12 protein-coding genes and 1 tRNA gene are annotated in these 13,638 nt (G+C 56.1%); 3 read left to right on the top strand and 10 right to left on the bottom strand.

Annotated elements, in window-relative coordinates; translation table 11 throughout:
* The first annotated feature begins 49 nt into the window (after positions 1 to 49).
* Entirely contained in the window at positions 50 to 3,271 is a 3,222-nt protein-coding gene (locus AB8B75_RS21655) for a reductive dehalogenase (protein ID WP_405365234.1), read from the top strand.
* Between the two features lie 137 nt (positions 3,272 to 3,408).
* Here AB8B75_RS21655 and AB8B75_RS21650 read toward each other — a convergent pair whose 3' ends face one another.
* The 3 genes from AB8B75_RS21650 to AB8B75_RS21640 form a co-directional block, all read right to left on the bottom strand.
* The gene (locus tag AB8B75_RS21650) at positions 3,409 to 4,050 is read right to left on the bottom strand and encodes a cupin domain-containing protein (protein WP_405365232.1); all 642 of its coding nucleotides are present in this window, start codon (positions 4,048 to 4,050) and stop codon (positions 3,409 to 3,411) included.
* A 115-nt stretch (positions 4,051 to 4,165) separates the two neighbouring features.
* Positions 4,166 to 4,651: a copper chaperone PCu(A)C gene (locus AB8B75_RS21645; protein WP_405365230.1), complete on the bottom strand. Its 486-nt coding sequence runs from the start codon at positions 4,649 to 4,651 to the stop codon at positions 4,166 to 4,168.
* A gap of 57 nt (positions 4,652 to 4,708) precedes the next feature.
* Positions 4,709 to 5,080: a hypothetical protein gene (locus AB8B75_RS21640; RefSeq protein WP_405365228.1), complete on the bottom strand. Its 372-nt coding sequence runs from the start codon at positions 5,078 to 5,080 to the stop codon at positions 4,709 to 4,711.
* Positions 5,081 to 5,239: 159 nt separating this feature from the next.
* On the opposite strand from AB8B75_RS21640, the gene AB8B75_RS21635 reads away from it, so the two are divergent.
* Positions 5,240 to 6,694, top strand: coding sequence for an aldehyde dehydrogenase family protein (locus AB8B75_RS21635; RefSeq protein WP_405365226.1), 1,455 nt, complete (start codon positions 5,240 to 5,242; stop codon positions 6,692 to 6,694).
* Here AB8B75_RS21635 and AB8B75_RS21630 read toward each other — a convergent pair whose 3' ends face one another.
* The 7 genes from AB8B75_RS21630 to AB8B75_RS21600 form a co-directional block, all read right to left on the bottom strand.
* Positions 6,695 to 7,630 carry an AEC family transporter gene (locus AB8B75_RS21630; RefSeq protein ID WP_405365224.1) on the bottom strand — a complete coding sequence of 312 codons (936 nt, stop codon included), beginning with the start codon at positions 7,628 to 7,630 and terminating at the stop codon, positions 6,695 to 6,697.
* Between the two features lie 66 nt (positions 7,631 to 7,696).
* Complete coding sequence (locus AB8B75_RS21625) at positions 7,697 to 8,488, bottom strand: MBL fold metallo-hydrolase (protein ID WP_405365222.1); 792 nt, start codon at positions 8,486 to 8,488, stop codon at positions 7,697 to 7,699.
* Positions 8,488 to 9,294 (bottom strand): TatD family hydrolase, encoded by an 807-nt coding sequence (locus AB8B75_RS21620; RefSeq protein ID WP_405365221.1) that lies wholly within the window; start codon positions 9,292 to 9,294, stop codon positions 8,488 to 8,490. The genes AB8B75_RS21625 and AB8B75_RS21620 overlap by 1 nt, the downstream gene beginning before the upstream one ends.
* A gap of 32 nt (positions 9,295 to 9,326) precedes the next feature.
* Positions 9,327 to 10,433: a DNA polymerase III subunit delta' gene (locus AB8B75_RS21615; protein WP_405365219.1), complete on the bottom strand. Its 1,107-nt coding sequence runs from the start codon at positions 10,431 to 10,433 to the stop codon at positions 9,327 to 9,329.
* Positions 10,430 to 11,056, bottom strand: coding sequence for a dTMP kinase (tmk, locus tag AB8B75_RS21610; RefSeq protein ID WP_405365258.1), 627 nt, complete (start codon positions 11,054 to 11,056; stop codon positions 10,430 to 10,432). The genes AB8B75_RS21615 and tmk overlap by 4 nt, the downstream gene beginning before the upstream one ends.
* 8 nt (positions 11,057 to 11,064) lie before the next feature.
* Complete coding sequence (locus AB8B75_RS21605; RefSeq protein ID WP_405365217.1) at positions 11,065 to 12,234, bottom strand: D-alanyl-D-alanine carboxypeptidase family protein; 1,170 nt, start codon at positions 12,232 to 12,234, stop codon at positions 11,065 to 11,067.
* Between the two features lie 20 nt (positions 12,235 to 12,254).
* Positions 12,255 to 13,151: an SPOR domain-containing protein gene (locus tag AB8B75_RS21600; RefSeq protein ID WP_405365215.1), complete on the bottom strand. Its 897-nt coding sequence runs from the start codon at positions 13,149 to 13,151 to the stop codon at positions 12,255 to 12,257.
* Between the two features lie 193 nt (positions 13,152 to 13,344).
* On the opposite strand from AB8B75_RS21600, the gene AB8B75_RS21595 reads away from it, so the two are divergent.
* A tRNA-Ser gene (locus AB8B75_RS21595) sits at positions 13,345 to 13,434 on the top strand.
* The last annotated feature ends 204 nt before the right edge of the window (positions 13,435 to 13,638 follow it).

Below are 13,638 nucleotides of genomic sequence, written 5' to 3'. Positions count from 1 at the left end.
CATTCCAGAGCACTAGATCTAATAATTTCGCTTGCCAAAGGACGTAGCCTTGACCGCCCGGTTATTTTCCACCCGAAAACGGTCATTTCATCTTGGTCCGTTCCCTCTGGAGCGCTTACTGCGCAGCCAGAATGCACCTGACTTTTCGAACGTGCCGCCGATGGAGCCCATGCGGTTTGATCAGGGTGGTGGGCAGAAGAGCCTTGTGAGCGCCATGGGCGAGTATCAGACGATGCTTGACGCCATTCGAGATGGGTTGATCAATAAAGAGATATCCAAATGCCCGGATGATTTTGACGAACGGGCGCGCCACATCAAGTCTTTCGGGTATTTTCAGGACGCGCCGATGGTAGGGATTGGTCGGTTCGATGCCAGTCAGCTACTCGAAACTCCAATCCGAAATCCGGAGATTGACCGCCTGGCCAAAGATTTGAAAACCCGCCAGACCAAGACGCTGGCTGCGGGTATCGATACAATCATGGCGGACCTCAAAGACAGCATGACCGCACCGCCGCGGAATTTGGATGCGCATACCCACACGATTGTTTTTCTCTACAACTTCAACCGAGACCCAAAGCCTGATGAAAAAGGGGGTGAGTGGATTCAAGGCGCTAACCCGAACCGGGCAGGTTTGTTAAGTGCTGAAACAGCCATCATTCTCGCAGGCTATCTGCGGGTGTTGGGCTATGATGCCAAGGCACATACGTGCAGCGCTTCTGAAGTTGATTTGAACAAACTGACGGTCGGCGCCGGTTTGGCCACCGTAGAGAACGGCCAGCTGGTGAACCCCTATGTTGGCCGCAGGTTTCGGGTGGCCGCGATCACGACAAATTTTGAAATGACACCGGATACGCCGCTTGTCCCTTTACCGGAGCAACCCAAGTCCGTCACGCAGGGGATGCCATGGAAACTGGGTGTAGGGTCTCAAAAGAATGCACGCACGTTGGATCCCTTCGGATCGCGCGATTATGCCATGGGACCCTATCCGTTCGAAACGCTAAGACGGGTCAAGCGGCCAACGACATTCATCGACGAAGCGCGCGTTGCGCGCGTCCCTAAACGCACGGATATGTTTGCCCGCGCCCAGTTCGGAGACATGGGCAAAGCCAATCAGGAAGCGGCCACAGGCGGGTATTTTGCCCAAAAGGCACCCATCAGTCACGCCATCCGCCGTCCCTCCGGGGCATTTTTGCTGCTGCAAGACGGTCCGGTCGCGCAAACGGTATCGCCTGACGCCCAGGACGCAGCGTGCAATGCCGAAAGCATCAAGGCGGCCTGTTACTTTTTGGGGGCGGATGCGGTCGGGATATCACGGTGCCCGGATTGGGTGTGGTACAGCCATGACGCAGTTGGCGCGCCGATTGTGCCGACCCACACAAATGCGATCAGCATGATCATTGATCAGGGGTTTGAAACCACCGAAGGCTCTTCGGGAGACGATTGGATCGCCGTTGCGCAATCCATGCGGGCCTATCTGCGATTTTCGCTGCTCGGCGGTGTGATCGGCAAACATATCCGCAACCTCGGGTATGAAGCACGGGTGCATACCAATCTGGATGGTGAGGTTTTGCAACCGCCACTTCTGCTTTTGTCCGGTCTCGGTGAGGTCAGCCGTATTGGCGAGGTGATCGTAAACCCCTTCTTGGGACCGCGCCTGAAGTCTGGGTGCATCACAACAAACATGCCCCTAGCACATGACGACCCTATTGATTTTGGCATGCAGGCTTTCTGCGAAGCCTGCAACAAATGCGCGCGGGAATGTCCTGCGGGGGCGATCACGGCAGGGCCCAAACTGATGTTCAACGGGTACGAGATTTGGAAATCGGACAGTCAGAAATGTACGACCTATCGTTTGACTCAAAGCGGCGGGGCCATGTGCGGGCGATGCATGAAAACCTGCCCTTGGAACGTCGAAGGATTGCAGCACGAAAAACCGCTGCGTTGGATTGCGATGAACGTTCCGGCTATGGCGGGCGTTTTGGCAAAAGCGGATGATTTGGTCGGTAATGGCCGGATCAACCCACAGAAAAAGTGGTGGTGGGACCTTGAAGTCAACGATCGAGGCGGGTTTGACCCGGTCGAGCGTCCAACAAATCAACGTGAGTTGCAGACCGATTTAAAAGTGAACTACGAAGATCAAACCCTGGCCGTTTACCCTGCGACACTCGCGCCACCACCCTGGCCTTTCCCGTTCCCGATGGACCGTGAAAAAGGCATCGAAGCCTACCAAGCGCTCATCACTGCGCAGGAATATCAGGCGCGACTGGCGCAGGGCGAGACCGAGGGGCTTGCGCACACCTATCTGGGCGGTGGGGATGCGCCGGTCACCCGCGTTCAGGTGGGTCATGTGGCGCTGTTGTCCGACAGAATAACCCAATACGAGCTTGTCTCAATCGATGGCAGCCCCTTGCCCGAATGGCGTGCCGGTGCACATCTGGACATCGTTGTGGCACCTGAATTTGTTAGGCAGTATTCCCTGTTGGGTGATCCTGCCGACAGATCGCGCTACAAAATTGCTGTGCTGCGAGAGGCCAGCGGGCGCGGCGGATCCAAGCTCTTGCACAAGATTTTTTCGGAAGGGCGCAAGATATTTGTTTCAAATCCGATCAACCACTTTCCTTTGGCAGATGCCGGAACACGCCACATGCTGATGGGCGGCGGCATTGGGATCACACCGATGATCGCGTTTGCACACGAGTGTCATGCCAAAGGGTTGGATTTTGAATTGCATTACTCGGTATCTCGTCGCGTGGCTGCCGCGTTTGCCAACGAAATCACGGCGCAACCATGGGGGAAGAACGCGCATTTCCATGTTTCAGCAGAAGGCACACGTGCAGATCTTGATCAAGTGTTGGCGGGCTACCAGGCGGGTTGGCAGGTTTATGCGTGCGGGCCGGAGGTTTACATGAGCAGCGTGATGGCAGCGGCAGAACGCCAAGGTTACCCACCAGAAGTGCGGCATCTTGAATATTTTTCGGTTCCCGATCTGCCGGATTATGAAAACCATGATTTCAAGTTGGTCTTGTCGCGTACAGGTCAGGAATTCTTGGTCCGGGCTGATCGATCGGCCACAGATGTTTTAATGGAAAACGGGGTTGTGGTGAACGTGAAATGTTCGGACGGAATTTGTGGTGTGTGTAAATGCGCGGTTGTTTCCGGAGACGTCGAACATCGCGATTTCGTTCTGTCTCGAAAGCAACGTGAAAACGAGATGATTTTGTGTCAGAGCCGGGCGGCCCAAGCGGGCGGTGTTATTGAAATCGATCTCTGAGCGGCAATCGTCAGTTTTTGGAAATCATTCTGGAAAAAGGTCGTTTCACCGGGTTGTTTCGGCGAAAGACGTACCTTCGAACCGGCGAGATCTGCTGAGGTTAACAGCGATGATCGCAATCTCCATTTCCCAAGGGATCATCCGGTTGGGGCTTGCCCCAAATGCCCGGACTTGATCCAGACCTGCGCGCCGTCCTTGCCAGCGATGGCGGTGGTCGATTGCCCTATAGGCAGCCGAAGCCAGTCCCATGTGCTCAGATGATCTGATCCTTCCTCAAATCCACCCTTGACCACAAACACTTCCATACCGCCCGTAGTGTCGAGGACCTGTGATGACCCAGGCGCCCAATTCTCGATCCGCACGTCTTCGAAAGCATCTCGGTGCAGAGGCTGGGTGACCTCTGTATCGGAGATGGCGACACAGATCTGCGTCCGATCTGCCGGATCAAATTGGTGTAGCTTCACCAGAATGGTGGCCCCATCGGGCGCGGAAGGCATGTGACTTGTCGTCGGTGGGTTGCGCACATAGGAGCCGGTTGGAAATGCGCCATGCTCATCACAGAACGTTCCCTCCAGCACCAGATATTCCTCCCCACCGTCATGCGTATGAGCCGAAAACGCGCTGCCGGGAGCATAGCGGACAATGGTCGTGGCGCGCGCAACTTCCGCGCCAATTCGGTCCAGCATTTTTCGGTCGACCCCGGGCATCGGCGATGCGACCCAGGTGTTTTCGTCAAATCGCACCACGGCACGTTTGGAGAAATCTGCATTGACCTTCATGTTGAGTTTCCTTTCGTACGTCGCAGGGCAGTGTGACCCATGATAAACCACATTCCGCGCAGATCGGCGAAACCCAGTAAAGAGGCTAGGGGCCAGTAATCTGGCCCCGTCTTGCCTAGTTTGACAACTTGTGATCCGAATGATTGGCCTTGTCGCGCGCGCCACGCTCCTTGACGTTGAAAGTCACCTCAACCTCACCCGCTTTTTCGAAGATCAGCGTTGCGGGAATTTCCTCCCCGACTTCGAAGGGATCACCGCCAAGGCCCATAAACATCACGTGAAATCCACCTGGTTCGAGCGCAACGGTTTCGCCGGCGGGAATGTTAATCCCGTCCACATGCATCATGCGAGCGATACCGTCTTTTTCTTCCGTAGTATGCAGCATGACTTTTGGAAAATCTGCTTTGACACCGACCAGCCGGTCCGGTGTGTCGCCAGTATTTGTTACCTCCAAATAACCGCCGCCAGACTTTGCAGTCGCTGCGGTGTTGAAGGTCATTGGATCGCTGATCACAAGCGCGCCAACTTTGAAGTCATGCGCAAAGGCACAGGTGGACATCGACAAAAGCGTTGCCGTTGCCGCAAAAAATAGGTTTTTCATGGTTTTTTCCCGGATTGCGCGCAGATGTCAACGGCGCGGATTTCTGTGTAAAAGGGTTTAGGAAATCACAAGAGCGGGCGGCGCGCGGGCAGGGTGGTTGATGCCTATGGCGCAAGCGCGCCACAAGTGCTGGGAAAGTGAGAACTGCGCCAAGCTGTCGACTGAAATAGGCAGCGGCACGGAATTGTCGGCGTTTGCCAGAAACACGGTGCTGTTGATCAGGCAGGCGTCGCACCCTGCGTGCAGGTGGTGCGCGGGACGAGAGTCGCCGCAAATGTCTTCGAATGTGCCACCCATACTGAGATAGGTCAGCAACTCCGGCGTGAGGCGGTCTTCGGTGAAACGATGCGAAAAGCCTGTGGTCGTCATGGCGAATGTCGCAATGATCATCAACAAGCTGGCAAAAAAGGTGTGTCGCGTCCGCAGCATGGCTTTTGTCTAAAAGCATAGGTGGGGCAAGTCCAGATCAGAACCAACCTCTGTGGGTGTGTCGTAGTGAAACGGGAGGTTGCGTTTGCCGTGAACCTGCTTGACCTTGTGGTACACAACTGTCCTGATCGTGACCGGTCAAATCGAGGGAGATGCCTTATGTCCGTGCAACCGTTTGGCGTGGATGCGTCCAAGTGCTTTATTGCCGGCCAATGGGTGACCTGCGCGACGGGGCATACGCTGGCGCTCACCAATCCTTCCACGGGTGAAGACCTGTGCCGTATTGCTCGTGGCACTTCAGAAGATATCGACCATGCGGTGCAAAGTGCGCAGGCAGCGCTTGCAGGCGACTGGGGGCGCTCTACTGCAGTTGAACGTGGACGCGTGCTGTATCGGGCCGGGCAACTGGTGCTGGAAAACTTAGATGTGCTGGCGGATTTAGAGGCGCGAGACGTGGGTAAACCGCTGACACAGGCACGGGCAGACGCGGTGGCTTTGGCGCGGTATCTGGAGTTTTATGCCGGTGCAGCGGACAAAATCCACGGCAGCACCATTCCCTATCTGGATGGCTACACCGTTTACACGCTGCGTCAGCCGCATGGGGTCACCGGCCATATCGTGCCATGGAATTATCCGATGCAGATCATTGGTCGATCCGTTGGCGCAGCGCTGGCCATGGGAAATGCTGCTGTCTTGAAACCTGCGGAAGAGGCTTGCCTTACAGCGCTGGCCTTTGCTGAAATCATGCAGCGGGCCGGGTTGCCCGCTGGAGCGCTCAATGTAGTGCCGGGCCTGGGCGCGGAGGCAGGCGCGGCGCTTTCCGCGCATCCGGGCGTGCACCACATCTCCTTTACCGGTTCGGTCAAAGTGGGCAAGCAGGTCCAGCGGTCTGCAGCGCAAAACGTAGTGCCTGTGACGCTGGAGCTTGGCGGCAAATCACCGCAACTGGTGTTTGAGGACGCCGATCTGGAGGCAGCCCTGCCATTTCTGGTGAACGCCGGTCTTCAAAACGCCGGTCAGACCTGTTCCGCCTCCTCCCGGATCTTGGTTCAGCGCCCGATCTACGATCAGGTCGTGGCACAAATGTCTGATCGCTACCGTGCCTTGAAAGTGGGTCCGGCCTTGTCGGACAGGGATATCGGGCCGCTGATCTCGAACCGTCAAAAGAACATCGTTGAGAGCTATGTGCAAAAAGGTCAGGATCTGCAGATCGCAGCTGCGGCTGATTTGCCGCCCGATTTGCCGGTCGGTGGCAGCTACGCGACGCCGACCCTGTTTGCCGGCGTGTCAGCGGATCATATTTTGGCACAAGAGGAGATTTTCGGCCCTGTTCAGGTGGTCATCCCCTTTGAAGATGAGGCGGAAGCCCTGACGATAGCGAACAATACGCCTTACGGCCTTGTGACATCGGTTTGGACAGCGCAGGGTGCGAGGCAGATGCGTTTGGCCAAATCGCTCAATGCCGGTCAGGTTTTTTTGAACAACTATGGTGCCGGCGGCGGAGTCGAATTGCCTTTTGGCGGCACTGGCCTGTCGGGTCATGGACGCGAGAAAGGGTTTGAGGCGCTCTATGGCTTTTCAGCACTCAAAACCGTGGCAGCCCGTCACGGGTAGTCATATAGTCTCAAGCAAGGTGAGCCAAACCCAAACGGTGATGACAGAAACTCCCGTGGCAATCAGTACGGATGATGCGGCCACACGCTTCGCGCATCCGTACATATTGGCAAAGATATAGGCGTTGAACCCTGGGGCCATGGCGGCCGTGAGCACACCCGCACGGAAACCATCCGTGGATAAATTCTGTGCTGTGCCAAAAACCCAAACCAATGTGGGGTGCAATACCAGAACGATGGCGCAGATCATCGCGATAACGCGGCTGTCGCCTTCAGGGCGATACTGGAAGAGTACGCCTCCCAAGGCAAATAGGGCGGCGGGCAATGCGGCGCGCGCAATGAGAGAGAGCGCATCATCCACCACCATCGGTATCCAGATGCCGGACAGATTGATAACAAAGCCAAGGCCAATGGCCAGCACCAGGGCATTGCGAAACATTGCGCGCCCTACGGCGCGGGCCATGACGCTCGCAGATTGGCCTCGGTTGCGGGTGATTTCCATTACCGTGATGCCAAGGCCGTAGCAAAAGGGCGAATGGATCGCGACAATGGCAAAATTACTGGTCAATGCAGCCGAACCGTAAGCCCGTTCGGCAATTGGCAGTCCCAGCAGAACAGAATTCGAAAAGAGAGAGCAAAAGCCGATAACGACGCAGTCTTCCCATGCGCGTCCAAAAAGCGCGCGGGCGCCAAACATGCCGGTAAAGAAACAGATGCCAGCGCCTGCGTAGAAACTCCCAAGTAGCGCTGGGTCGAAAGAGCTGTTGAGGTCGAGTTTGGCAATGGCCTGAAAAAGCAAGCAGGGAATGGCAAAGTTCTGCGTAAAACGCATGACCCCATCGATCCCTGCGACCGGAAAGAGTTTGCGCCAAACGGAGGCATATCCAAAGCCGATGACCAGAAAAACCGGTAGGATGACATCGAGCAAGGTTTGCATGGGCAGCCTTTGTGCCAGGGACCGGGCCGCGAAAGCCCGATGAGAATATCAACGGCCGGTAGGCTGTTAAGGAACGGTGAAGGTCAACGCCAGCCCATCGAAAGCCGGTTCGACATGGGTCGGCGTTTCGGCAACAAGCGTGGCGTAGTCGAGGTCAATATGCATGTTCGTCAAAACCGCGTGTTTGGGGGCAACCTGCTCGATCCACTCCAGTGTCCGCGCAAGATGCGCATGTGTTGGGTGAGGGTCGCGTCGCAGCGCATCGATAATCCAGCAGTCCAGATTGCGCAGCTTTGGCCAAACGTCTTCGGGTATTTGCGCCACATCGGGCAGATAAGCGAGATCTCCAATCCGAAACCCCAATGCGTCCATGCCACCATGAGCGACCTGGAAAGGAGTAAAGCAGATTGCGCCGCCCGGACCTTCAATGGTCACATCGCCCTCGATCAGGTTCATGTCCAGAATGGGCGGGTAGGTGGATCCTTCAGCCTGGAAAAATGCGTAGTCGAACCTTTGCATCAGGGCATCGCGGGTTGGCGGGTCGGCCCACACGGGCAGCCGCGCACGCATGTTGAAAACGATCATGCGCAGGTCATCAATGCCATGCACGTGGTCGGCATGGCTATGGGTGTAAATGACGGCATCAAGTCTTCCGACATCAGCAGCTAGCAATTGGCTGCGCAGATCCGGTGAGGTATCGATTAAGACAGTTGTGGTGCCCTGGTCGTCTGTGCGTTCGACGAGGAGCGAACAGCGTTGACGCCGGTTTTTCGGATCACAGTCGCCCCAATGACCGCCCAGACGTGGCACACCGCCGGATGAACCGCAGCCCAGTATCGTGGCCCGCAACTCGGCCATCAGGCGGCGGCCTCAAAGCTGGCTGCCTTGGTGAATAGTCGATCAAAATTGGCCTGCGTCTGGGCCGCAAAAACGTCATATGAGACACCGAAAGTTTCAGCCGCACATCGGGCCGTGTCAGCGGTATATGCGGGCTCATTCCTTTTGCCACGGTAGGGTGGCGGCGCGAGGTAGGGGGCGTCTGTTTCCACAAGGATTCGGTCCAGGGGTGCAGCCGCAAAAATGCCCCGTAGTTCGGATGACTTTGGAAAGGCCGTAATCCCGGACATTGACAGGTAAAACCCAAGATCCAAAGCGGCACGAGCCAATGACTGTGATGACGAAAAACAATGCATGACGCAGGTGAAGACGCCATTTTGGTGTTCTTCGCGCAGGATTTCTGCCATATCCGCATCCGCATCCCGGGCGTGAACGATCAGCGGTAACGCGGTTTGACGCGCAGCGTCAATATGAACGCGCAGCGATTGCTTTTGTATCTCGGCTGACTCGGCCGTGTAATGATAGTCCAACCCGGTTTCACCGATGGCCACGAATTTTGGATGTTGCGCCATTGCGATCAGTTCTGCCGTGGTCGCCAAAGGTTCGCTGGCCGCACTCATCGGATGGGTGCCGGCGGCATAGAAAACCGATGCATGTGCTTCGGCAAGAGCTCGCACGGCGGGTTCATTTTTCAGCTTCGTGCAGATTGTGACCATGCGTGTCACACCTGCTTGCGCCGCGCGGGCGATGATCGCAGCGTGCTGCCCGTCGAAGTCAGGGAAATCGAGGTGACAATGGCTGTCAGTAATCTGAGGTATGTCGGTCATGACGGTCCGGTCGTTCGGCGCCAACCGGGATTTTACCCGTCGGCTGTTTGACTTATCTTGATCAGGGTATCTAGGACCAGAGCGGCAGGGTCAAGGTTCACAGCGCGTCCATGTCGCGCCCGTGCACCGGTCTCCTGCGCAACTTGCGCCCACGCTCGGCCACGTGCTGCATCGGGCGCCAGACGTTTCAGGATCGCGGCCTCTTTCGGAGCCGTCTCAACATGCGGGGCCGCCTGCATCGCGCCGGTCCGGGCAAGACGCGACAGCAGCAGATCGATCAATTCCAAGAGCAAATCACGTTTGGTTTCCGCGCCGCGCGCCGCAGCGCTTTCCGCGATCTTCAGTGCTGCGGCGCGATCAAATTGCGGCAGGCTTTCAACCAAGGCGACAAGCTCTGCGTAAGTTTTCAACCCATCCATCAATGACAGACGTAGCGCGGCACCTACCGACCCGCCCGAGAGCTCCGCCAAGGCATCAGTTTGGTCACTGGCGTCGAAGCCAGCCTGCGCAAAAGCGCCTGCCATATCCCGAGCATTCAAGGTGTTTAGGCGCAGGGTCCGGCACCGTGATCGGATAGTTGGTAAGAGCTTTGACGGTTGGTGACTGATCAAAAGCAAATGGGCGTTTTCCGGGGGTTCTTCCAGCATCTTCAAAAGCGCGTTGGCGGCTGACGTATTCATGTCATCTGCCGCATCAATGATCACCACTCGCGGACCGCCATCAGTTGCTGATAATTGGAAATACCCTGCCAAGGCTCTGACGTCATCGACAACGATCTGATCGCGCATTCTATCAGTGTTCGGGTTTGGTGTGCGGGTGATGGATTTCAAGCCGGGCTCGGCACCGGCTACAATCCTGCGCGCAACCGGGTGTTCGGGGTCAATCGCCAGCGTGGTGGGCAGTGGCGGTGCCCCGAAAAGCCCATCTTCCTCCTGAGGCGGCGTGGCAAGCAAAAACCGAGCGATCGACCAGGCGAGTGTGGCTTTGCCGATGCCGCGTGGCCCGGTCAGCAGCCAGGCATGATGCAAACGATTTTTGGCAAAAGCTTCCAGAAATTCCTGTTGCGCCGCATCCTGACCAAAGAGCTGAGCCGTATCGCGCGGATGTGGGGCGCCCTCAATCTGATCGGGAGCGCTCATCCTAGTTCGGAGTCCACAAGCCGGGCAATGTCGGTTGCAACCAAGTCGATATCGCGTGCGCCATCCACAACGCGGAACCGCGATTTGAACTCCTGCGCCAGATCCAGAAATCCTTGGCGCATCGCGCGCTGCAGGTCTTCGCCAAAGGCTTCAAACCTCTCATCCGCCGTTTGACGCGACAGAGCGCGCGAAAGGCCAACCGCCGGATCCATGTCGATCAGGACTGTCAAATCGGGCTCATGGGTAATTATGAGATTGTGCAACTTATCGACGACACCGCGCAAATCTCCGCGAGAAAGCCCTTGATACATCCGGGTACTGTCAGCAAACCGATCACAAAGGACGATGCTTCCTTTCGCCAAAGCAGGCAAAATCGTACGTTCCAGGTGATCCCGTCGTGCGGCGGTGAAGAGCAGGATTTCCGTCTCGGCAGACCAACGGTCAGGGTCGCCCTGCAAGACCAATGCGCGAATTTCTTCTGCGCCAGGAGATCCACCTGGCTCACGTGTCAGCACAACCTCATGCCCAGACGTGCGCAGATGTTCGGCCAACCTTTTGATTTGGGTGGACTTGCCCGAACCATCGATGCCTTCAAAGGTGATAAAGGTGCCTGTGCCGCGCACAAGTGCGCTCACGTTTGCCCCTCGGGTCCCTGAATGATTTTGGTAAAGAGAATAAGCGCCGCTGTACTCATGCGGCTCATAAAACCGCCACGTTCAATCGTACGATCAGCCACAAGCGGCAGGCGTGTTTCTGGTAGACCATCCAAGGTGAACACAAACTCGGCAAGTTGGTCGCCTTCGGCAATTGGTGCACTGACCGGGCCAGTGTAGATTACTTCGCCGGCGATCTCGTTGCTCGCAAGAGCCGGCATCAGGACGCTGATGTCTTCTGCCGCGACCAATCCTACCGAAGGCTGGCTGCCCATCCAGACATCTGCTTGGGCAAACTGCTGTCCGGCTTTGGCAAGAGGGCGCAATGCGAATTGACGAAATGCCCAATTGACAATCGCTTGGGATTCCTGCGCGCGCCCGGCCACGGAGTCCAACCCCGAGATCACAAATATGACACGCCGGTCCCCTTGCTTGGCGGATCCCGTCAACCCATACCCAGCTTCTTCCGTATGCCCGGTCTTCAATCCGTCCGCGCCAATGTTCATGTTCAGGAGCGGGTTACGATTCAGGCGGTTGCTTGGCACCCGGTTGTCAAATTCGAACTCAGTCTCCGCAAACAGCGGATAAAATTCGGGGAAGTCGGTGATCAACCGGTCAGACAAGGTTGCGAGATCCCGCATCGACATTAAATGTCCGGGCTGTGGCCAACCGTTTGAGTTTGTGAAGGTCGAATTGTTCATTCCTAATTGTTGTGCGCGTTGCGTCATTAGGCGCGCAAATCCATATTCCGTGCCATCCGGGGACAAAGCTTCGGCGATGACCACGCAAGCGTCGTTGCCTGACAAAACGATAATACCTCGGATCAGATCTTCGACGGTGACGCTCTCGCCCGACCGCAGAAACATACTGGATCCGCCATAGGATTGCGCATGCTCGGAGACCGGGAGTTCTTCATTGAGATCGAGCCCACCGTCCGATTTCCCACGGCGGATCGCTTCGAACGCCATGTAAAGTGTCATAAGTTTTGACATAGATGCGGGGGGCAAGGGTGTATCGGCCTCCTTGGACATCAAGACGGTTCCGGTAGTCTGGTCGAGCACGAACGCGGAGGTGGCTTTGGTATCAAAGGCCACACTCGTTGTTGCTGAAGCGACGAGGGTCAAGACGGCTGCAACGAAACGGATCACGACGAATAGCTCCTGAATGACTAGTTTGTGACGGCGTAGGCGTCTGAAAAGCCTTCACCTTTAATGGTGTTCAGCAATGTATCCAACTCGGATGCCGATGTGGTCGGGCCCACGACGACTCGCCAGAACGGCTTACCGCCAACTTCCTGTTGTTTGATCGTAGGTACAAGACCTGCGCCCCGCATTTGTTTGGCAGCACGGTTCGCGTTGTCTTCCTGACTGAAGATACCAATCTGGATAAACGGCTTTTCCAAGTTCAACTGAGGTAAGCTGGATTGAATAACCGGTGCCGCAGGTTCCGCCACCGACGCAGCGCTTGCAGCCTCAGCGGGAGTCGGTTCGGCAGTTTCGATCGCGGCGCCTGCGACTGCAATGGGGTCCAGCGAAGTCTCGGTGATACCATCTGCCGCTGCTATGCTCTCTTCGGCTGGTGCCGGCTCTTGCGTTACAACTTCTTTGCGCAATGCAGTAACGTCCAGATCGACAGGGGCTCCAGCAAGCACACCCAATGCTTCCGCCGCATCTGATGACATTTGAAGTCTTGGACCGGGGATGTCGCGCTCGCGGCGAAACAGGGCGCCAACAACGAATTGGCCGTTAGTTTGGTTCCGTATGATCACCCGCTCTGGTTCTGTTACATCGGGATGAGCGACCCAAACGCCACCCAAAGAAGGCCGTCCGTCCCATAGTCCGGGTTCTTTTGCTGAAAACACCTCAGGCGCTTCGATATCCCGCTCAATTACTGTGCCACTTTCGGCAATGGGGTCGGCCGCGGTTCCATCTGAAGGTTTCGGCTTGAATGCTTCGCTCAAATTGAATGATCCAGTATCATCGCAGCCAGCCACGAGACCCAGAACGCTCAAACCCAGCAACATTCGAATTGAGAAAGATTGATGAGAGACCCTGACGTCATTCATTTTGTTCTTCCTTGCCTGTTTTCCGGTTTTCCGGTTCTGTATTGACCTTCGGATGAAGGAGTTTTCCGACACTCTACCTTGACGAATTCACTCTGGAAAGATGTCCTGGGTCAATTCCGCAAATTTCCCTTTAGATCAGTAAATTGTTTTTGAGGTTTTAGAATCAATCGCAGACCACTAGGAAAAGCGCACCGGAGGAGTGGCAGAGTGGTCGAATGCACCGGTCTTGAAAACCGGCGTGCGTGAAAGCGTACCGTGGGTTCGAATCCCACCTCCTCCGCCAATCCAGTATCTTCCCGAGTTTAACCAGATCGCATTGGGCGGCCTTTTTCTTTGTTTAACCGACGGTTGCGCCGTTTCATCTTTTCCTTGAGTTTCTTTCGGTGGTGTCTATATTCGTTCCTTGAGTGGTAGGGAATGTGGTATATTTTGAATGGCCCTCTCCGGCAAGTTGACAAAGAAACTGGTGGAAAACCTTGGCCCCGGT

The organism is Roseobacter sp., assembly GCF_045106495.1.
Classification (GTDB): Bacteria; Pseudomonadota; Alphaproteobacteria; order Rhodobacterales; family Rhodobacteraceae; genus Roseobacter.
Note: the sequence above shows the minus strand (reverse complement) of the source record. Positions and strands in the feature narration are given on the sequence as shown.